Raw genomic sequence first — 18,547 nt, forward strand, 5'->3', positions numbered from 1 at the left:
ATGTCCTTACCTTTGCAGTCCCAATTAACAAATTGGGAAAAGGAGATAAATTATTTAATGGCAAAAAAACAAGAAGCAGAAAAAGAATTAAAAGCGAAAGAAGCTGAACTGGGTACAGTTACCGCATCTGGCGAAAAAGAAACTATTGAATCAGAAGCTGATTCAATCTCGATCGAAGAGATCAAATCTAAAATTGCAGCTACACCGAGCGAAGATTTCGACTGGGATGCAGATGACAAAAAGTTTGGTAACTACAGCGATAGCGACCGTGAAAAATTTGAGAAATTGTATGATGGAACTTTCAGTTCTATCACCAAAGGCGAAATCATCACCGGTACTGTTGTTAATGTTAACAACAAAGATGTAGTATTAAACGTAGGATTTAAATCAGACGGTTTAGTTTCAGTATCAGAATTCCGTGATACACCTGATCTGAAGATCGGTGACACAGTTGACGTATTTGTAGAGTCACAAGAAGATGCTAACGGTCAGTTAGTACTTTCACGTAAACGTGCAAAAACTCAAAAATCATGGGAGCGCATTAATTCAGCACTTGATAATGATGAAATCATCACTGGTTTTGTGAAGAGCAGAACTAAAGGTGGTTTAATTGTTGATATCATGGGCGTTGAAGCCTTCTTACCAGGTTCACAAATCGATATTAAACCTATCAGGGATTACGATGTGTACGTTGGTAAAACAATGGAATTCAAAGTTGTTAAAATCAACCACGAGTTTAAAAACGTAGTGGTATCGCACAAAGTGCTGATTGAAGACGATTTGGAAAACCAAAAAACAGAAATCGTTGCCCGCCTTGAAAAAGGTCAGGTATTGGAAGGTACTGTTAAAAACATTACAGACTTTGGTGTATTTATTGACCTTGGTGGTGTTGATGGTTTATTACACATTACTGATATTTCATGGGGCCGTATTGAGCATCCGCGCGAAATTTTGGCATTGGATCAAAAAATCAACGTTGTTGTGCTTGATTTTGATGACGAGAAAAAACGTATCGCTCTGGGCTTAAAACAATTAACTCCACACCCTTGGCAGTCGCTTGACGAAAACATCGTTGTAGGCTCGAAAGTAAAAGGACGTATTGTTACTGTTGCTGATTACGGTGCATTCCTTGAAATCATCCCTGGTGTTGAAGGTTTAATCCACGTATCAGAAATGTCGTGGTCACAAAATCTGCGTAACCCTCAGGAATTCCTGAAAGTTGGTGACGAGATTGAAGCACAAGTGTTAACACTTGACCGCGACGAACGCAAAATGAGCTTAGGTGTTAAACAATTAACTCCTGATCCATGGCAAAACGCTGGCGAGAAATACGCTATCGGCACAACTCACGTTGCTACAGTTAAAAACATGACCAACTTTGGTGTGTTTGTTGAACTGGAAGACGGAATTGACGGCTTAATCCACATCAGCGACTTATCATGGTCTAAAAAAGTTAACCACCCTAATGAATTCACTAAAGTTGGTGAAAAATTAAACGTGGTTGTTTTAGAGCTTGATATCGATAACCGCAAATTAAGCTTAGGCCACAAACAGCTTGAAGAAAACCCTTGGGATACTTTTGAAACCATCTTCACTATTGATTCAATACATGAAGGTACCGTGTTAAAAGTAACTGACAAAGGTGCTATCGTAGCTTTACCTTACGGTGTTGAAGGCTTTGCGCCAACCAAACACCTGGTTAAAGAAGACGGCAAAAGCGTTAAAGCTGAAGAGGCTGCTGAATTCAAGATCATTGAATTTAACAAAGAAAACAAACGTATCGTAATTTCACACTCACGTATATGGGAAGAAGCTCGCGCTGACGCTCGTGTTCAGGAATTTGAAAACCGCAAAAAAGAGGCAAAATCTGCCAGCAACGCGGTTAAAAAAGTGAAAGAATCAGTTGAAAAATCAACTTTAGGCGACCTTAGCGTATTAGCTCAGTTAAAAGAGCAAATGGAAGGTGCTGAAAGCAAAGCCCGTAAAGCTGCGCCAGCCCCTGCTGCTAAAAAAGAATCTGAAGGCGAAGAAGCATAAGCTTAACTGACGTAATATTCTTAAGCCCTTCCGAGAAATTGGAAGGGCTTTTTTTATATGATCAAAAAATAAAAGAATTTGTTTACAGAATATTGTAAATTTGATTAACACAATACAATAATGACTACACTCACCATAAAAGTAAAAGATGATAAAACGCTTAAGCTCATAGAAGATCTTGAAGCGTTGGATCTGATACAGGTAGTTAGCCACGATGTAAAGAAAACTTCAAAACTATCTGCCCTATTAAAAGGCAGCATTTCCGCCGAAAAAGCTGATGCGATGCAAGCTGAATTGAATCAAATACGTAACGAATGGGACAGGAATACCTATTAGATACAAACGTAATAATCGATTTTTCGGCATTAAAACTTCCTGAAAAAGCTTACGAACAATTATCCGCTATTATAGATTCATTCCCTCAAATCTCGATAATCAACAAAATTGAACTTTTAAGTATTTCGGAAGTGCCGGAACAAATACTTGCATTTGTTGATGAGGCATATGTTATCAAACTTGATGATGATATCGTTTCAAAAACAATTGAAATCAGAAGAAAATACAGGATTAAACTTCCCGATGCAATTATAGCAGCTACTGCTGTAATAATGAAGCTTCATTTAATAACTCATAATGTAAGCGACTTTAAGGGTATCAAAGGATTAAAACTTATTGATCCGTATACTCAATTTAATAAATACTTCTAATAATTAACCTTGATAACTCTTTAGTATTCACTGGCAGATATGCTCTTTGTCTACTATCGTATAATAAAATACCATGCAGGATACAAAAGAAACCAGTAAGCTCATTAGCTATTGGCTCAGACATCATCCCGAAGACGGGAACCTCCAGCTTGATGATTTTGGCTGGGCAGCGGTTGATGAACTGATTAAGGCACTCGCCACAAAGGGGCAGGTTTTTACCAATGCTGAAATTGTGGAACTAAGCAAATCATTTGATAAAGTGAGGTGGGAATTTAGTGAAGACGGCAGTAAGATAAGGGCAACACACGGTCATTCTATTGAAGTGATTTTAGATGAAAAGGCTGTTAAGCCGCCTGCTTTGCTTTATCATGGCACATCGTTAAATAAAATAGATGCCATAAAAGAAAATGGCTTGCTTGCCATGCAGCGACAGTTTGTACATTTATCAACAGAGAGCGAAGTAGCTATTTCGGTAGGCAAGAGGCACGGCAAGCCTTTGCTTATAGAAATTGATGCTGCGGCCTTAGCGGCCGACGGCTGGGTGTTTTATCAAACAAGCGAGAATGTTTGGCTAACTACCAATATTCCTGTTAAATATCTTAAAATTGAACAAAAATAGTTTAAGCCATGGCCGGAGAAACCAACCTTGATACGCTATTGAAAAATATGACGCCCTTATTGAATGAGGGGGATTATGTTTATTGTACTGTTACCGATATTGATACTGTTGATATCAAAAACGTCTTGGGCATTTTTAAAGAAGAGGAAGCCGTTACAGTTATTCTGAAAAAGGAAATTGCCGATCAGCTGGTCTTAAAATACGAATACATTGCCGCCTGGATTACACTAACCATCCATTCGTCATTAGAAGCCACCGGCCTTACCGCAGCTTTTGCCGCCGCTTTGGCCAAAGAAGGAATCAGCTGTAATGTAGTGGCCGCCTATTACCATGACCATATTTTTGTAGCGAAGAAAGATGCGGAAAAGGCAATGATAACTTTAAGGAGTTTAGGAGATAAATAATTTGATTTGCACCCAAGCCTAAATTTCCAGTGATTTAAAAAAGTCTCCCCTTCCGGGGGAGATTTAGAGGGGGCTTTCAAAACTATTTACTATTTTTGCCCAAATCCACCCATACGATGCAAAATCTAACGCTGCTCGACGGACAGAAATTTCAGATCACCATACAACGTTTATGCCGCCAGCTAATTGAAAATCATAACGATTTTTCGGGTTCGGTATTGATTGGTATTCAGCCACGGGGCATTTACCTGGCCCGCAGGGTTGCCGAAGAACTTCGCAAGATTCTTCCCGAAAGTAAAATTATGCAAGGCGATTTGGATATCACCTTTTACCGCGACGATTTTCGCCGCCAGGGATCGCCATTGGTGCCCAATCAAACCAAAATTGATTTTATCATCGAAGGCAAAAAAGTGATCATGATGGACGATGTACTGTGGACTGGCCGTACCATCCGCGCCGCCATGGATGCCATGCAGGCATTTGGCAGGCCCGAGAAGGTAGAATTGCTGGCGTTGGTTGATAGAAGATACTCGAGGCATATACCGGTGGCGGCAGATTACATAGGCATCGAGGTGGATTCTATCGCATCGCAAAAGGTTGTTGTTTCCTGGAAAGATACCGACGGTGAGGATAAAATTGTGTTAATATCAGAAGTACAGGAATAAGGTAAACCAACATGTCATTGCGAGGTACGAAGCAATCGCGAACTTTGCAAATGCGCTATGCACGCTACGAGATTGCTTCGTACCTCGCAATGACAAATACGAAATAAAGAAACGGAAATACGAAATCGAACATCCGAAATCCGAAATCAAAAGAAAATGGCAGGACTAAGCACAAGGCACTTATTAGGCATAAAAGATTTAAACCGGGCAGATATCGAGTTGATATTTGAAACGGCCGATACCTTTAAATCCGTTTTAAACCGACCGATAAAGAAAGTGCCTTCTTTGCGCGATGTAACCATTGCCAACATATTTTTTGAAAACTCCACCCGCACCCGTTTGTCGTTCGAGCTGGCAGAGAAGCGCCTTTCGGCAGATGTGGTGAACTTCGCGGCATCATCGTCGTCGGTAAGCAAGGGCGAAACCTTGATAGATACGGTAAATAACATCCTGGCCATGAAGGTAGATATGGTGGTAATGCGCCACCCGTACGCAGGAGCCGGCATCTTCTTGTCTAAACATGTAAAGGCCCAGATAGTGAATGCAGGCGACGGCGCGCATGAACACCCTACGCAGGCCTTACTGGATGCCTTTTCTATCCGCGAAAAATATGGAGATGTAGCCGGCAAAAAGGTGGTGATTGTGGGAGATATTTTGCATTCGCGCGTAGCGCTTTCAAACATCCTTTGCCTTAAACAATTGGGTGCCGAGGTAATGGTGTGCGGACCCACAACGCTGATCCCTAAATATATTGGCTCGTTAGGTGTTAAAGTGGAGCATAACCTGATCAAAGCCTTAAACTGGTGCGACGTAGCCAACATGTTACGTATCCAGCTGGAGCGCCAGGATATTAAATACTTCCCGTCGTTAAGGGAATATACCATGCTATTTGGACTCAATAAAACTATACTTGATTCGTTGGACAAAGAGATTACGGTAATGCACCCAGGCCCGATCAATCGTGGGGTGGAAATTACGAGTGACGTAGCAGATAGCAAGCAATCTATTATATTAGACCAGGTAGAGAATGGCGTGGCCGTGAGGATGGCGGTGCTGTACCTGCTGGCCGGACAAACACCTTAAAAAATGAAGGGGGAGCTGCTTAAATCATTTATCAGATCGAATTATAAAAGCACCATTATTGCTCTTCCTTTTGTTTTAGTGTTGGCATACTTTGGTCATTCGTTATATATCCCGTTTTTTTTCCTGTTATCTATAGCCCGTGATTATTATCATTACGAAGCAAAGCAATCTTACATCAATCGCTTAAAAGCCAAAGGCCTTACGCCGGATGATATTTATAATATCAATTTTGTTAAACAGTGGGATGAGATCCGCAAAAAAGGCTTGTGGTTATATTGCATCACTGATGGCGGCATAATTCTGGGGGCTTATTTATGGTTGGGCGTAAGCATCCTGCTGATAGCCACATCTATAGTTAAGTTTCAAAACCTTGTTAATGAGCCTGGAAACATGTTTGCGTTTATAGGTTATACGTATCTAACCGGTGCTGTAATCGGTATTATAATAAATAGGATAAGATGGCCATATAATGAAGTCAGATTTATGAAACTGACCGACCCACTGAGCGAAGGCTTTCAACAAATGTTACTTGACGAACAATAGATTAACACTATTAAAGATGAAATCCAAAACACTCCATTGTTTAATTATACTCATCGTATTTTCGATAATTTCATCTGCCGCATCTGCCCAAAGCATCCAGCAACGCAAAACCGATTCGGTATTCGCTTTGGTAAAACGCTACTTTAATGCCAAACAGGCCGATTCCATATATGCCCTGGCGGGCGATAGCTTCAAAGCGCAGCTAAGCCGCACTGCCTTCGGGAATGTAAGCGAAAAGCAGCTGTTTCCGCTGGGTGTAATCAAGGGATCATCGCTCGTTAGTTTTGTAAATAATAAGGTAGCTACCTATAAAGTTATATTCAACAGCATTACGTTACAATTGCTAATAGGCCTTGACCAGGCTAACAAGATTGATATTTTGCTTTTTCAGCCATTTAAAGAGGCTACTGCCCACAGGATAGAACGTGCTGCAACGTCAAACAAAATGCTTACCATCATAGATAACGCGGTAGCAGAGTCTGTTTCCCCTTACATTGAACAGGCTAATACCGCTGGCCTGAGTATTGGTGTTTTAAAAGATAATAACATAAGCACTTACGGTTACGGCGAAACTGTGAAAGGCAAAAGTAACCTGCCCGATGCTAATACCATCTTCGAGATTGGCTCTATCACCAAAACTTTTACATCGGTTATTTTGGCCTATTATGTAAACGAAGGTAAGTTAAAACTGAGTGACCCTATCACCAAATACCTGCCCGATTCTGTGGCGGCTAATCTCGCTTTAAAGGGTATCACACTGCTTATGTTAAGCAACCACACTTCCGGCCTGGAACGGATGCCTGATAATTTGCCCGCCAACACCGATCCTCTTAATCCCTATAAACTATACAATAAAAAGCTCCTGTTTGCTTATCTAAAAACCTGTAAGCTAAACAGTGTACCGGGTGAACAATATGCTTACTCTAATTTAGCAGTTGGCCTGTTGGGCACCATACTCGCGCAGGTGAGCGGTAAAACTTACGATCAACTGGTGGCCGATGTGATTTGCAAACCATTGAAAATGGAGAGTACAGCACAATATTTAATAGCTGCCTTGCAGGCCCGTGAAGCTATTGTTTATAATGCCGAGGGCAACGTTACCCCCTTATGGGAATTTGATGCCCTGGCGCCCTGTGGGGCTTTACATTCATCTGTAAACGACTTGCTGACCTATGTTAAAGCCAATATGGATCCGCCTGACGATAAATTGGGTAAAGCGATGGAATTAACCCACCAGCTAACGTTTAAAAAAGATGCTAAACTGGGCCTGGCCTGGCACATCATCACCGTTAATGGCGTAGAATACATTTTTCATAACGGCGGTACCTTTGGCAGCAGTTCATTTTTAGCTTTTAACCGCGAGAAAAATCTTGCTGTAGTGGTATTATCAAACTGCGGTGAAACAATAGATATGGTTGGGATAAATATTTTGAAGAAGTTGCAGTAAGCGCCTTTCTCCGGCAATATTCAAACATAACACATAATACAAAAAGAGGCTGCATCGAAAGATACAACCTCTTAGCTTTTTAAAGCCCTCTCCCTTCAGGGAAGGGTTTGGGCGGGGCCTCTTTTATAATTCCTTAGCCAAAAACGGATACCTGTAATCTGTCGGCGGATCGAAAGTTTCTTTGATGGTACGCGGAGAAACCCAACGCAACAGGTTAATCATCGAACCTGCTTTGTCATTAGTGCCCGATCCCCTTGCGCCGCCAAATGGCTGCTGACCAACAACGGCTCCGGTTGGCTTATCGTTGATATAGAAGTTTCCAGCTGCGTTGCGTAAATGCTGGGTTGCTTTGGCAATGGCATACCTGTCCTGCGAGATAATAGAGCCTGTAAGGGCGTAGATAGATGTTTTATCTACAATGTTAAGCACCCCATCAAATTGATCGTCCTCGTACACGTAAATGGTTAATACGGGGCCAAACAACTCTTCGCACATGGTTACATAGTATGGGTCTTCAACCTTTAGCACGGTTGGCTCCACAAACCAACCTTTGGTTTTATCGTAGCTGCCGCCGGCAACAACTTCAACCCCTTCGTCGGTTTTGGCAGCATCAATGTATTTGGCCAGCTTATCAAAAGATACTTCGGTTATAACGGCATTGATAAAGTTTTCAAAATCCTCTACCGGGCCCATTTTAAATGAGGTGATATCGCGCTGCATGTTAGCCTTTACCGCGGGCCATAACGAGGCAGGGATGTAGGCCCTTGAAGCCGCAGAGCATTTTTGTCCCTGATATTCAAAAGCACCACGAACAAGGGCTGTGCTCACTACGTCGGCGTTGGCGCTTGGGTGGGCAAGCACAAAATCTTTGCCGCCAGTTTCGCCTACAATACGTGGGTAGGTTTTGTATTTGTGGATGTTGGTACCAATAGTTTGCCAGATGTTCTGGAAAACTTTGGTTGATCCGGTAAAGTGGATGCCTGCAAAATCGGGGTGGTTAAATATTACGTCTCCTGCAACCGGGCCATCAACGTAAATCAGGTTGATAACGCCGGCCGGTACACCGGCTTCTTTGAATATTTTCATGATCACGTTGGCAGCATAAATCTGCGTGTAAGCAGGTTTCCAAACCACCACGTTACCCATCATTGCGGCCGATGCAGGTAAATTACCCGCTATAGCTGTAAAGTTGAACGGGGTTAATGCAAATACAAAACCTTCCAACGGGCGTTGTTCCAAACGGTTCCAAACACCTTTGCCCGATACCGGGGGCTGCTGCTTGTAAATTTCGGTCATGTACTCCACGTTAAAACGCAGAAAATCTATCAGCTCGCAAGCCGAATCGATCTCGGCCTGGTAAGCGTTTTTTGATTGACCAAGCATGGTAGCCGCGTTGATGGTAGCACGGTACGGGCCGGCAATTAAATCGGCAGCTTTTAAAAATATGGCGGCACGTTGTTCCCAGGGCAGGTTTTCCCAGTCGGCTTTGGCGGCAAGGGCTGCATCAATAGCGGCAGTTACATGGCTGGCATCACCTTCGCTAAAAGTAGCTAACAGGTGTTTATGATCATGTGGCGGGCGAATTTCCAGCTTGGTGCCGGTGCGTACTTCCTGCGCGCCAATGTACATAGGTATATCTAACTGTTGTGCGCGGGCCTCGTCTAAAGCAGCCTTGAGGGCTACACGCTCTAAACTTCTGGGTCCATAGTTTAAAACCGGCTCGTTTACAGGAGCCGGGACATTAAAAAATCCTTTAAGCATAATGGGTCGTCAATTAATGGGGCAAAGATAGGCATTTGTGATTGACGATGGGTGAGGGGAGTGTCAAAATGTTGATAGGGTAGAGTTGGGTCTATATTTCAGGAACTTTCTTGAGATACCACAACTACATTCTTTCCTAATGTTTTAAACCGGTCGCCGTTTTCTTGTACAACGGTAATGGTAATGTGCCCGGTTTTGCTTGTATTTATATCGCGTACTTTGCCGCATTTTCCGGCATGGGTTCCGGCGACAACTTTACAATCGTCTCCATTTTTTAAGTTTTCTGTAGCCATATTTATTGTTTGTTTAGTTGGTAATCTATGCTCGCCCGTTCAGCCATCCAAGGCTAAACGTGGCCCGCCTTGAGTATCGCCACTTAAATTTAAGCGTATAAGTCTTATTTCCTCGTCGCCCGTAAATTGGATTAAAAGTAATTAATGTATTGCTGATATCACCGTAAACAGTTCCAATATAGGGCATAAAAAGAGCAGATGGAAAAAAAATGGGCTGATTTATAACGCCGCCGGAACAAGTGAAATGACTATCTTACAAGGGTAGAAATAATTATTCATTATGAAAATAAAGCTATTAGTCATCAGAACAGGTGATATAGAAAAGCTTGCCAAATTTTATGAGTTATTAAATTTCGCTTTTGAATACCACAAACATGGCGATTCTCCTTACCATTATTCAGCCACCGTCGGTGAAACTGTAATTGAAATTTATCCGCTTACAAAAAGCCAAACCGAAGCGGATAAAAGCCTGCGCTTAGGTTTTGAGATAGATAATTTTGATACAACAATTGAATTGCTAAAGGAGAATAATATTGTATTTTTATCACAGCCGATATCAACTGAATTTGGGTTAATGGCGATAGTTATTGATCCTGACGGCCGTAAAATTGAATTGTATAAAAAGTAAGATGAAAAAGCTGCTTGTATTACCCGGTTTATTAATAATAGTTAATTCAACTTTTGCGCAATCAAAAAAGATTGTCCTGGCTAAGCTGAGGCTGTTTATACCGAAGGACTATGCTGTTTTGGCCTATGAAACCGGCGATCTTAACCAGGATACCTATCCGGATATTGTATTAGCTTTAAAAAATAACCACGAAACAGATAGCGACCAAACAGCAAGGCCGTTGCTGATACTTTTGGGTAAAAAAGATGGCAGTTTATCGCTTTATGCCCGTAACGATAGCGTGGTGCTTTGTAAAGGCTGCGGCGGCATGTTTGGCGATCCGTTTGAAGGGATAACCATTAAAGGCCGGTATTTTTCGCTGGAATATTATGGCGGCAGCCGCTATCGGTGGAACCGGTTCACCACTTTTAAATATGATTTGGTAAAGAAAGATTTTGTGCTGCATCGCGATGCCGGATTATCCTACGATGATGTGCAGGAAGATAAAAAATACACCAAAGATGTGTATCATAAAGCCGCTTTCGGCAAGCAGAGGTTTGTAAAATATAATTATGATACAGATTAACATCGCACCATGACCATAGAAACCCTTCAATCGATTTGCCATCAGTTGCCCGGTGTTACCGAAGATATCAAACTGGATCACCACCTGTGTTTTAACGTTGGCGGTAAAACTTTCCTGTTTACAGGGCCCGATTCGGTGCCGGTAACAGCATCGGTTAAAGTGCCGGATGAGGACTTTGAAGAAACCCTTCAAAAGGAATGCTTTTCGCCACAAGCTTATATCGGCCGCTATAAATGGGTGCATATAGCCGATATTAATTGCCTTAGCCATAAGGCCTGGGAGTTTTATATCAAACAATCGTACCGGCTTATAGCTGATAAGCTGCCGGCCAGAGTAAAAAAACAGCTTAATACAGGCGGGGAATAAACACCCTTTAATTGTCGTATCTGCACCGCATTACTTTAACATTGGGGGGCTACATTTGTATCATAACCATTAAAAACAAACTATCATGGCAACACAAATTTTTGTAAACCTTCCTGTTAAAGATCTTAAAAAATCAATCGAATTTTTTACCAGCCTGGGCTATACCTTCAACTCACAGTTTACCAACGACATGGCCGGTTCATTAGTAATAAGTGATACCATTTTCTTTATGCTGATAACCGAGCCCTTTTTTAAAACTTTTACCAAAAAGGAAATAGCTGATGCCACCCAGGTAACAGAGGCCATCAACTGCATCTCGTTAGATAGCCGTGAAGCTGTCGACGAAATGATAGCCAAAGCAGTTGCCGCCGGCGCTACCACACCAAACGATAAGCAAGACCATGGCTGGATGTACGGCTGGGGTTTCCAGGATTTGGACGGCCACCTTTGGGAGTTTGCGTATATGGATATGAGCCAGTTGCCGAAGCACGTTTAGTAGTAAGTAGCAAGTATCAAGTAGTAAGATTCTTTGATGTGCAGGTGGAGAATTATTTGAAGATTTGAGAATTTGAAGATTTGAGAATGAATATTTCTGAACTTTATTTGTCAAATTATTAGACTTCCTTGAATTAAAATTCTGTTCATTCTTAAATTCTGTAAATTCTGATTCAGACAAAATTTCGCGATAGGAATCGGCGCGGATACCGGCCAACGTGGCTAAGGCCTGTGCAGTATGAGCAAAGAGCCCGGGCCAAGGGCATCGCCATTTTTAGTAGTAAGTAGTAAGTAGTTAGTATCAAGTAACAAGACTTTATTTAGCGGAGCTTAATCGCTTCTTAAATTCTTCCAGACTTACTGTTCTTCCTGCGGCTATGTCTTCTTGTCCTCTTTGGATGTTCTCTAAAACACCTGGCGGTAAAGCATCTGAAACTACTTGTTCATAGGATATATCAAGCGCCTTAAAGAATGCTATCATGATCCTGGCTTGCTGTTCCGTTGGATAAGCGATGTAAGATTTCATTAAAACTATTTGATTTTTTTGATTATACCATAGCAGGTTTTCATGATAGTACAGTCGTATTTTCCATCGCCAATAGCTCCTATCACTCCATCAGTTTCATAAGGGCTAATGAGTACAGAATCAGACACGGCTGTATTTTCGGTATAGCAAGGTCCATCTATCCGAATAGTATCGGCATTATTGATTATAACAATGGTGTTGGCATGGATATGTGCATATCCGCAATATCCCTTGGTATGTAATAAAACTATGCCTTTTATTGGGTGGTCTAATTTAGAGTATTGCCATTTTTTTTCACACTTACCTAATGCATCGGCCATTTTGCGTATCCGGTGAGTTTCGGAACATCCGAAACTTAAAAGCAGAATTACTATTATTAAAAGCCCCTTTTGCATAGCTAAATATAAGCCGCTTTAAACAAAAAAACACCACCCGAAACCGGATGGTGTTTTTTTATGTTGTCCCACACCTTTCAGTGGGCCGGGCATCTATCAAACTTTGATTTCAACTTCAACGCCGCTTGGCAACTCAAGCTTCATTAGGGCATCTACAGTTTTCGAGTTCGAGCTGTAAATGTCTAATAAGCGCTTGTATGAGCATAATTGAAATTGCTCACGTGCCTTTTTGTTTACGTGTGGTGAACGTAAAACGGTGAAAATTTTCTTTTCGGTTGGTAACGGAAGTGGTCCGCTAACTACAGCGCCTGTTGGCTTTACTGTTTTTACGATTTTCTCGGCAGATTTATCTACCAGGTTGTAATCGTAAGATTTTAATTTGATCCTGATTCTTTGGCTCATGTTGTTGTTTAATTTGATTACCCTAAGAGCTATTTATTAGAGTAATTGATTTATTTATTGAGTGAATTAGTGAGTTAGCGATTTAGTGAATTATAAAAATCACTCATTCACTAAATCACCAATTCACTAATTGATTTATGCATTTGCAGCAGCTTTTTTGCCTTTTACTTTGGCAACTACTTCTTCCTGTACGTTACGTGGTGCTTCAGCATAGTGATCAAACTCCATGGTTGAAGTAGCACGGCCAGATGTGATGGTACGTAACTGGGTTACATAACCAAACATTTCTGAAAGTGGTACAGTAGCTTTAATTACCTGTGCACCTGCACGTGAATCCATACCTAACAGCTGGCCACGACGACGGTTCATATCACCGATTACATCACCCATGTTTTCTTCAGGGGTAAGGATCTCGATTTTCATGATAGGCTCCAGCAATACTGGTTTACACCTTGGCAATGCCTCACGGTAAGCCATCTTAGCTGCTAACTCGAAAGATAGCGCATCTGAATCGACCGCGTGGAACGAACCATCAATTAAACGTACTTTTAAGCTGGTTAACGGGAAGCCGGCTAATACACCGTTTGCCATTGAAGCAGCAAAGCCTTTTTCAACAGATGGGATAAACTCGCGTGGGATTGCACCACCGCTAATTTCGTTCACAAACTGTAAACCTTCTTTACCTTCATCATTAGGTGAAAGTATAACCTGGATATCGGCAAATTTACCACGACCACCGGTTTGTTTCTTGTAAGTTTCGCGGTGCTGAACACTGCCTGTGATTGCTTCTTTGTAAGCAACCTGTGGCGCGCCCTGGTTAACCTCTACCTTAAACTCACGTTTCAAACGGTCCATGATGATATCTAAGTGAAGCTCGCCCATACCGCTAATAACGGTTTGACCGGTTTCTTCGTCAGATTTTACGTGGAAGGTTGGATCCTCTTCAGATAATTTACCTAAAGCGATACCTAATTTATCAACATCGGCCTGAGTTTTAGGCTCAATAGCCAAACCGATAACCGGCTCAGGGAATTGCATCGATTCAAGGATGATCGGGTGTTTCTCGTCGCACAGGGTATCGCCTGTTTTAATATCTTTAAAGCCTACTACCGCAGCAATATCACCTGCACCTACGTTAGGGATAGGGTTTTGCTTGTTAGCATGCATCTGGAATATACGTGATATACGCTCTTTGTTATCTGAACGCATGTTGTGTACATATGAACCAGCCTCAAGGTTACCAGAGTATACGCGGATAAAGCACAAACGACCTACGAAAGGATCTGTCGCAATTTTAAACGCTAATGCTGCAAATGGTTCTTTTTCAGATGGTTTACGTAAAATCTCTTCGCCTGTATCAGGATGATGGCCTATGATACCTTCAACATCCATTGGTGAAGGCAACAATTCCATCACGTAATCAAGCATAGTTTGTACACCTTTGTTTTTGAAAGATGAACCGCAAACCATAGGCACAATTTTAGCATCTAACACTGCTTTACGCAATGCATCCAAAATTTCGCGCTCGGTAATTGATTCAGGCGCCTCAAAGAATTTCTCCATTAAGGTTTCATCGTAATCAGCAACTGATTCCAATAATTTCTCTCTCCACTCGGTAGCTTCCTCAATCATATCCTCTGGGATAGGCACTTCGGTAAAGGTCATACCTTTATCATGCTCATTCCAAACAATACCTCTCCAGTTAATTAAGTCAACCACACCCTGAAATTTCTCTTCAGAACCAATTGGCAATTGCAAAGGCACGGCGTTGCTGCCTAACATGCTTTTTACTTGTTTTACAACATTTAAAAAGTCGGCACCGCTACGGTCCATTTTATTAACGAAACCTATACGGGCAACGTTATAATTGTTTGCAAGCCTCCAGTTGGTTTCTGATTGTGGTTCAACACCATCAACAGCGCTGAAAAGGAACACCAAACCATCCAATACACGCAGTGAGCGGTTTACCTCAACGGTAAAATCCACGTGGCCCGGTGTATCAATAATGTTGATATGGTATTTTTTTCCCCTGTAGTTCCAGTTAACTGTTGTAGCAGCAGATGTAATGGTAATACCACGTTCCTGCTCTTGAGCCATCCAGTCCATGGTAGCTGCACCTTCGTGTACCTCACCAATTTTGTGGCTTACACCAGCATAGTAAAGTATACGCTCGGTAGTGGTAGTTTTACCGGCATCAATGTGAGCGGCAATACCTATATTTCTTGTAAATCTTAGATCTCTTGACATGGTAATTATTGAGTTATTGATTTATTGAATTAGTGATTTAATTGAATTTCACTAATTAAGTCATTCACTTATATTTTTAGAAAGTGATTGGCGAAATAATGAATTACTGATTAGCATAATGTTATCTAATCAATAATTCACTAATTCAATAATTCACTAATTAGAATCTAAAGTGTGAGAACGCTTTGTTGGCTTCAGCCATTTTGTGCGTATCCTCTTTCTTTTTAACTGCTGCACCTTCACCTTTAGCTGCTGATATTATCTCGCCGGCTAATTTCTCCATCATGGTTTTTTCACCACGACGACGGGCATAGCTGATTAACCATTTCATACCTAAAGCGATTTTACGCTCCGGACGAACTTCGGTTGGTACCTGGAAGTTAGCACCACCAACACGACGGCTTTTAACTTCAACTGCAGGCATAACATTGTTTAAAGCCTTTTTCCAGGTTTCTAAACCGCTTTCGCTGGTTTTCTTTTCAACAATATCAACTGCGTTATAAAATATAGCGTATGCGGTAGATTTTTTACCATCATACATCATGTTATTTACGAACCTTGTAACCAGGGTATCATTAAACCTTGGATCAGGAAGGATAATTCTCTTTTTTGGTTTTGACTTTCTCATTGCTTTCTATCCTCCTTAATTATTTTTTCTTCTTAGCTGGTGCGCCCTTAGTAGGTGCAGCTACCTGACCTGGTTTAGGACGTTTTGTTCCGTATTTACTACGACGTTGGTTACGGCCGGCAACACCTGATGTATCCAATGCACCACGGATGATGTGGTAACGTACACCTGGTAAATCCTTAACACGACCACCGCGGATCAAAACAATAGAGTGCTCCTGTAAGTTGTGACCTTCACCTGGTATGTAAGCATTTACTTCTTTACCGTTGGTTAAGCGCACACGGGCAACTTTACGCATTGCTGAGTTTGGTTTTTTAGGGGTAGTGGTATACACGCGTGTGCATACTCCTCTTCGCTGTGGACAGCTGTCCAACGCTGGCGACTTACTCTTGTCAACCAGAGCTACTCTACCTTTTCTAACTAATTGCTGAATAGTAGGCATTTTTTCCTTTTTGTATTTACAGTTTTATCCTTATTTTAAGGACTGCAAAGGTACGGAGTATTTTTTGATTTTCAAGGGATTGGGTAGAAAAAGTTTTGTAAAGGGTTGGTTTGGTGGATGGAAGGGGCGTTGGGTGGGTAATTGATTGATAATTTAGGCGTTATGGGGAGTTATTGAAAACGCTATTCGAAGCATCGTCATGGCGAGTACCCATCTGGTAAAACCTTGAAAAATCGTAGTGAAGAGCAATAGATATAGTTAATCAAATGGCTTAAACTACCGTCATTGCGAGGAACGAAGCAATCCCCGATGTACAGAGACAGTTACTAAGTTGATTAATGTTTACTGTTATATTTAAAATGATATAGGGAGAAAAAGCCCTTTATCTAAATAATGGCAATACCTTCGGCCCGCGCTGTTTGTTCATACTGCACCGGCCTTAGCCACATTGGCCGGTATCCACGTCCATCGCTATTGCGGGCTTGGGAAAAAAAATAGTAAATAGTCAGATGACAAACTTTACACAATTTAAGGCTCTAACTCGGGTAGAAACCTTTCTTGCACATATAGAATGGTCGCCACTGCTAATAATGTCTAACCTATTGGTGGTGGAGGTGGCAGGCTGACGCTAATGTTGGTAATACCACTTCCATAATATTTTTCTCCCCTGAAAAATCTCACCGGATTTAGTTCAAATGACGCATCAAACAAAGCACTGTGAATGCTACATTGGTCCGTGTAGCTATACGGAGTTTGTAACCCTTTTACTAAATCTAACGACACTCTTATCGGAACGAATTTGTATCCAGGGTATTGCTCGGCTATTGCAGTCTGCAGATAATTAAATTCGATTTTGAATTCGCTATAGGGTGATTCGGTAATAACATTTATTGAGCGATAGCCAGGTTCCGAGGGCATTTCCTTGTCTTTGATAAAAGTCTCATCCATTCCGTAAACAGTAAAAAAATCTGCAACCTGACTAACCGAAAAAAACAGCCTCTTAACCCTCCGAAAGGTCATGTCTTCATACTCTTCTAAAATCAATTCACCGCTGAAACATGTATCGAAAGGCCCACTACAGTTGCGGATACTTTTTTTTGACTTAGCGCGTAACTTTTTTAAAAAAATTATCCACGGCTGATAATACTGTTTATGGTTATTTGTTCTATTCTCAAAATTCTGCATCAAAAGCACTATTTTAGGGTGCTGCTTATACTCGATAGTATTCTTATTCAATCCAACTGGATAAATCTGATTTATGGAGTACTTAATTTGTTCATGTAGTAAAAAACCAGTAAGCATATCTGAAGAGGTGATTGTTGAATAGTTCATTTACAGGCAAAATGCGGATTTATAATTATATTGTATTTTAATTGAAACATGGGGGCGTTATCCCCCCATCCACAAAAATAAACAAACAAAGCGGTGATTACTCACCGCCTTGCCATCAATCACTCACAAACAATCACTCAAAACAATCTTTTTATATTAGTAATGGTCATAGCCACCATGGTTGTAATCATGGTCGTGGCCACGTCCGTGGTCGTCATGATCGCGGTAGCGGTACCTGTCATGATGATAACCTCTTCCATATCCATCGCGTACCACACAACCAGATGATACCGATACAACAACTGCTGATATTAATAGTGCAAATGCAACAAATCTCTTTTTCATGGTGTTTAATTTTAATGGTACTTGTTAATTAAACAACGTACATATATATGACGATTTGTTTTTGAAAAGGATTAACCGGGGTGGCATTTTATTAAAAAACCGCGTCAATGATCTGCTGGTAATAGGGCGATTCGGGCATGGCAAACTCTTTGGCTTTCAGCCTCCGGGTTTTATAATCGGCCAGCTTGCCTGTGTTTTTGTAGCAGGTTGCCATGTTAAAAGCCTACCTTGTTTTTATTACCTGATACTGGTTAAATGATTGAGGTACCGAAGAGACTTGTGTTGGCCAACAACAGGCGCAAATATTTGGATGCGCCTAAATTGCGCTATCAGTTTAGTGTTAACCGTGATTAAATATAAAATACTGATTATTAAATATTTATAAAAAATATATCTAAAATGTGTTAAGTTATGTTAACCCAATTAGATGCGTTTGCACTGCAAAAAAGCCTCCAACTCGTTACAGTCAAAGGCTTTTCTTATTATGGCGCTGCGGGTTTTGGCGGCGTTGGCGGATGCGGCATGTTCCTTGGCGGAGCGCAGCTTGTAGCTAAGGTGGCAACCATTGCTGCAAGCAACAGTATGCCGGTGAATTTCTTTTTCATAGTGGTATGTTT

General features: G+C 41.3%; 25 protein-coding genes. 13 read left to right on the forward strand and 12 right to left on the reverse strand.

Annotated features, from left to right (window positions below; genetic code table 11):
- Window positions 1-57 precede the first annotated feature (57 nt).
- The 9 genes from rpsA to PQ469_RS07390 all read left to right on the forward strand — a co-directional run bounded on the left by rpsA (window position 58) and on the right by PQ469_RS07390 (window position 7,505).
- Window positions 58-2,037, forward strand: coding sequence for a 30S ribosomal protein S1 (gene rpsA, locus PQ469_RS07350; protein WP_090646178.1), 1,980 nt, complete (start codon window positions 58-60; stop codon window positions 2,035-2,037).
- Window positions 2,038-2,157: 120 nt separating this feature from the next.
- Window positions 2,158-2,373 carry a hypothetical protein gene (locus PQ469_RS07355; RefSeq protein WP_274212361.1) on the forward strand — a complete coding sequence of 72 codons (216 nt, stop codon included), beginning with the start codon at window positions 2,158-2,160 and terminating at the stop codon, window positions 2,371-2,373.
- Complete coding sequence (locus tag PQ469_RS07360; RefSeq protein WP_090645023.1) at window positions 2,352-2,744, forward strand: type II toxin-antitoxin system VapC family toxin; 393 nt, start codon at window positions 2,352-2,354, stop codon at window positions 2,742-2,744. The genes PQ469_RS07355 and PQ469_RS07360 overlap by 22 nt, the downstream gene beginning before the upstream one ends.
- A 73-nt stretch (window positions 2,745-2,817) precedes the next feature.
- Window positions 2,818-3,363 (forward strand): RNA 2'-phosphotransferase, encoded by a 546-nt coding sequence (locus PQ469_RS07365; RefSeq protein ID WP_274212362.1) that lies wholly within the window; start codon window positions 2,818-2,820, stop codon window positions 3,361-3,363.
- A gap of 8 nt (window positions 3,364-3,371) precedes the next feature.
- Window positions 3,372-3,767 (forward strand): ACT domain-containing protein, encoded by a 396-nt coding sequence (locus PQ469_RS07370; protein WP_274212363.1) that lies wholly within the window; start codon window positions 3,372-3,374, stop codon window positions 3,765-3,767.
- A gap of 116 nt (window positions 3,768-3,883) precedes the next feature.
- On the forward strand, window positions 3,884-4,432 hold the full coding sequence (gene pyrR, locus PQ469_RS07375; RefSeq protein WP_274212364.1) for a bifunctional pyr operon transcriptional regulator/uracil phosphoribosyltransferase PyrR: 549 nt from the start codon (window positions 3,884-3,886) through the stop codon (window positions 4,430-4,432).
- Between the two features lie 156 nt (window positions 4,433-4,588).
- On the forward strand, window positions 4,589-5,515 hold the full coding sequence (locus PQ469_RS07380; protein ID WP_090467170.1) for an aspartate carbamoyltransferase catalytic subunit: 927 nt from the start codon (window positions 4,589-4,591) through the stop codon (window positions 5,513-5,515).
- A gap of 3 nt (window positions 5,516-5,518) precedes the next feature.
- On the forward strand, window positions 5,519-6,058 hold the full coding sequence (locus PQ469_RS07385) for a hypothetical protein (RefSeq protein WP_274212365.1): 540 nt from the start codon (window positions 5,519-5,521) through the stop codon (window positions 6,056-6,058).
- Window positions 6,059-6,074: 16 nt separating this feature from the next.
- A complete protein-coding gene (locus tag PQ469_RS07390; protein ID WP_274212366.1) occupies window positions 6,075-7,505 on the forward strand; it encodes a serine hydrolase domain-containing protein in 1,431 nt (476 codons plus the stop codon).
- A gap of 123 nt (window positions 7,506-7,628) precedes the next feature.
- On the opposite strand, the gene pruA is transcribed toward PQ469_RS07390, so the two are convergent.
- On the reverse strand, window positions 7,629-9,266 hold the full coding sequence (gene pruA, locus PQ469_RS07395) for an L-glutamate gamma-semialdehyde dehydrogenase (protein ID WP_274212367.1): 1,638 nt from the start codon (window positions 9,264-9,266) through the stop codon (window positions 7,629-7,631).
- 98 nt (window positions 9,267-9,364) lie between these two features.
- Window positions 9,365-9,559 carry a KOW motif-containing protein gene (locus tag PQ469_RS07400; RefSeq protein ID WP_274212368.1) on the reverse strand — a complete coding sequence of 65 codons (195 nt, stop codon included), beginning with the start codon at window positions 9,557-9,559 and terminating at the stop codon, window positions 9,365-9,367.
- A gap of 280 nt (window positions 9,560-9,839) precedes the next feature.
- Between PQ469_RS07400 and PQ469_RS07405 the strand changes: the two genes are divergently transcribed.
- The 4 genes from PQ469_RS07405 to PQ469_RS07420 all read left to right on the forward strand — a co-directional run bounded on the left by PQ469_RS07405 (window position 9,840) and on the right by PQ469_RS07420 (window position 11,614).
- The gene (locus tag PQ469_RS07405) at window positions 9,840-10,187 is read left to right on the forward strand and encodes a VOC family protein (RefSeq protein WP_274212369.1); all 348 of its coding nucleotides are present in this window, start codon (window positions 9,840-9,842) and stop codon (window positions 10,185-10,187) included.
- Window position 10,188: 1 nt separating this feature from the next.
- Entirely contained in the window at window positions 10,189-10,752 is a 564-nt protein-coding gene (locus PQ469_RS07410) for a hypothetical protein (RefSeq protein ID WP_274212370.1), read from the forward strand.
- A gap of 9 nt (window positions 10,753-10,761) precedes the next feature.
- Window positions 10,762-11,118: an MmcQ/YjbR family DNA-binding protein gene (locus PQ469_RS07415; protein WP_274212371.1), complete on the forward strand. Its 357-nt coding sequence runs from the start codon at window positions 10,762-10,764 to the stop codon at window positions 11,116-11,118.
- 85 nt (window positions 11,119-11,203) lie between these two features.
- The gene (locus tag PQ469_RS07420; protein ID WP_274212372.1) at window positions 11,204-11,614 is read left to right on the forward strand and encodes a VOC family protein; all 411 of its coding nucleotides are present in this window, start codon (window positions 11,204-11,206) and stop codon (window positions 11,612-11,614) included.
- Window positions 11,615-11,929: 315 nt separating this feature from the next.
- Here the strand turns inward: PQ469_RS07420 and PQ469_RS07425 are convergent, their stop codons facing one another.
- The 10 genes from PQ469_RS07425 to PQ469_RS07470 form a co-directional block, all read right to left on the reverse strand.
- Window positions 11,930-12,139, reverse strand: a complete 210-nt coding sequence (locus tag PQ469_RS07425; protein ID WP_274212373.1) for a hypothetical protein — start codon at window positions 12,137-12,139, stop codon at window positions 11,930-11,932.
- Between the two features lie 5 nt (window positions 12,140-12,144).
- Window positions 12,145-12,459, reverse strand: a complete 315-nt coding sequence (locus PQ469_RS07430) for a hypothetical protein (RefSeq protein WP_274212374.1) — start codon at window positions 12,457-12,459, stop codon at window positions 12,145-12,147.
- A 171-nt stretch (window positions 12,460-12,630) separates the two neighbouring features.
- Window positions 12,631-12,936, reverse strand: coding sequence for a 30S ribosomal protein S10 (rpsJ, locus tag PQ469_RS07435; protein ID WP_022830652.1), 306 nt, complete (start codon window positions 12,934-12,936; stop codon window positions 12,631-12,633).
- A gap of 135 nt (window positions 12,937-13,071) precedes the next feature.
- A complete protein-coding gene (gene fusA, locus PQ469_RS07440; protein WP_274212377.1) occupies window positions 13,072-15,183 on the reverse strand; it encodes an elongation factor G in 2,112 nt (703 codons plus the stop codon).
- A 160-nt stretch (window positions 15,184-15,343) separates the two neighbouring features.
- Window positions 15,344-15,811 carry a 30S ribosomal protein S7 gene (gene rpsG, locus PQ469_RS07445; protein ID WP_090645082.1) on the reverse strand — a complete coding sequence of 156 codons (468 nt, stop codon included), beginning with the start codon at window positions 15,809-15,811 and terminating at the stop codon, window positions 15,344-15,346.
- Window positions 15,812-15,830: 19 nt separating this feature from the next.
- Window positions 15,831-16,253 carry a 30S ribosomal protein S12 gene (rpsL, locus tag PQ469_RS07450; protein WP_090645085.1) on the reverse strand — a complete coding sequence of 141 codons (423 nt, stop codon included), beginning with the start codon at window positions 16,251-16,253 and terminating at the stop codon, window positions 15,831-15,833.
- Between the two features lie 594 nt (window positions 16,254-16,847).
- Entirely contained in the window at window positions 16,848-17,585 is a 738-nt protein-coding gene (locus tag PQ469_RS07455; protein WP_274212378.1) for a hypothetical protein, read from the reverse strand.
- Between the two features lie 156 nt (window positions 17,586-17,741).
- Window positions 17,742-17,930 (reverse strand): hypothetical protein, encoded by a 189-nt coding sequence (locus PQ469_RS07460; protein WP_274212379.1) that lies wholly within the window; start codon window positions 17,928-17,930, stop codon window positions 17,742-17,744.
- A 91-nt stretch (window positions 17,931-18,021) separates the two neighbouring features.
- A complete protein-coding gene (locus PQ469_RS07465) occupies window positions 18,022-18,144 on the reverse strand; it encodes a hypothetical protein (RefSeq protein ID WP_274212380.1) in 123 nt (40 codons plus the stop codon).
- Window positions 18,145-18,412: 268 nt separating this feature from the next.
- Window positions 18,413-18,535 (reverse strand): hypothetical protein, encoded by a 123-nt coding sequence (locus PQ469_RS07470; protein WP_255369811.1) that lies wholly within the window; start codon window positions 18,533-18,535, stop codon window positions 18,413-18,415.
- Window positions 18,536-18,547 lie beyond the last annotated feature (12 nt).

The sequence above is a fragment of the Mucilaginibacter sp. KACC 22773 genome, assembly GCF_028736215.1.
Classification (GTDB): Bacteria; Bacteroidota; Bacteroidia; order Sphingobacteriales; family Sphingobacteriaceae; genus Mucilaginibacter.

What these genes read in the sequence shown, in the direction of transcription:
- pyrR (WP_274212364.1), top strand. Translation starts at nt 3,884, where the DNA reads ATGCAAAATCTAACGCTGCTCGACGGACAGAAATTTCAGATCACCATA.
- PQ469_RS07470 (WP_255369811.1), bottom strand. Translation starts at nt 18,535, where the DNA reads ATGAAAAAGAAATTCACCGGCATACTGTTGCTTGCAGCAATGGTTGCC.
- PQ469_RS07360 (WP_090645023.1), top strand. Translation starts at nt 2,352, where the DNA reads ATGGGACAGGAATACCTATTAGATACAAACGTAATAATCGATTTTTCG.
- PQ469_RS07380 (WP_090467170.1), top strand. Translation starts at nt 4,589, where the DNA reads ATGGCAGGACTAAGCACAAGGCACTTATTAGGCATAAAAGATTTAAAC.
- PQ469_RS07465 (WP_274212380.1), bottom strand. Translation starts at nt 18,144, where the DNA reads ATGGCAACCTGCTACAAAAACACAGGCAAGCTGGCCGATTATAAAACC.
- rpsL (WP_090645085.1), bottom strand. Translation starts at nt 16,253, where the DNA reads ATGCCTACTATTCAGCAATTAGTTAGAAAAGGTAGAGTAGCTCTGGTT.
- PQ469_RS07370 (WP_274212363.1), top strand. Translation starts at nt 3,372, where the DNA reads ATGGCCGGAGAAACCAACCTTGATACGCTATTGAAAAATATGACGCCC.
- PQ469_RS07390 (WP_274212366.1), top strand. Translation starts at nt 6,075, where the DNA reads ATGAAATCCAAAACACTCCATTGTTTAATTATACTCATCGTATTTTCG.
- rpsJ (WP_022830652.1), bottom strand. Translation starts at nt 12,936, where the DNA reads ATGAGCCAAAGAATCAGGATCAAATTAAAATCTTACGATTACAACCTG.
- pruA (WP_274212367.1), bottom strand. Translation starts at nt 9,266, where the DNA reads ATGCTTAAAGGATTTTTTAATGTCCCGGCTCCTGTAAACGAGCCGGTT.
- PQ469_RS07410 (WP_274212370.1), top strand. Translation starts at nt 10,189, where the DNA reads ATGAAAAAGCTGCTTGTATTACCCGGTTTATTAATAATAGTTAATTCA.
- PQ469_RS07455 (WP_274212378.1), bottom strand. Translation starts at nt 17,585, where the DNA reads ATGAACTATTCAACAATCACCTCTTCAGATATGCTTACTGGTTTTTTA.
- PQ469_RS07365 (WP_274212362.1), top strand. Translation starts at nt 2,818, where the DNA reads ATGCAGGATACAAAAGAAACCAGTAAGCTCATTAGCTATTGGCTCAGA.
- PQ469_RS07405 (WP_274212369.1), top strand. Translation starts at nt 9,840, where the DNA reads ATGAAAATAAAGCTATTAGTCATCAGAACAGGTGATATAGAAAAGCTT.
- fusA (WP_274212377.1), bottom strand. Translation starts at nt 15,183, where the DNA reads ATGTCAAGAGATCTAAGATTTACAAGAAATATAGGTATTGCCGCTCAC.
- PQ469_RS07420 (WP_274212372.1), top strand. Translation starts at nt 11,204, where the DNA reads ATGGCAACACAAATTTTTGTAAACCTTCCTGTTAAAGATCTTAAAAAA.
- PQ469_RS07430 (WP_274212374.1), bottom strand. Translation starts at nt 12,459, where the DNA reads ATGGCCGATGCATTAGGTAAGTGTGAAAAAAAATGGCAATACTCTAAA.
- PQ469_RS07385 (WP_274212365.1), top strand. Translation starts at nt 5,519, where the DNA reads ATGAAGGGGGAGCTGCTTAAATCATTTATCAGATCGAATTATAAAAGC.
- PQ469_RS07415 (WP_274212371.1), top strand. Translation starts at nt 10,762, where the DNA reads ATGACCATAGAAACCCTTCAATCGATTTGCCATCAGTTGCCCGGTGTT.
- PQ469_RS07355 (WP_274212361.1), top strand. Translation starts at nt 2,158, where the DNA reads ATGACTACACTCACCATAAAAGTAAAAGATGATAAAACGCTTAAGCTC.
- PQ469_RS07425 (WP_274212373.1), bottom strand. Translation starts at nt 12,139, where the DNA reads ATGAAATCTTACATCGCTTATCCAACGGAACAGCAAGCCAGGATCATG.
- rpsG (WP_090645082.1), bottom strand. Translation starts at nt 15,811, where the DNA reads ATGAGAAAGTCAAAACCAAAAAAGAGAATTATCCTTCCTGATCCAAGG.
- PQ469_RS07460 (WP_274212379.1), bottom strand. Translation starts at nt 17,930, where the DNA reads ATGAAAAAGAGATTTGTTGCATTTGCACTATTAATATCAGCAGTTGTT.
- PQ469_RS07400 (WP_274212368.1), bottom strand. Translation starts at nt 9,559, where the DNA reads ATGGCTACAGAAAACTTAAAAAATGGAGACGATTGTAAAGTTGTCGCC.
- rpsA (WP_090646178.1), top strand. Translation starts at nt 58, where the DNA reads ATGGCAAAAAAACAAGAAGCAGAAAAAGAATTAAAAGCGAAAGAAGCT.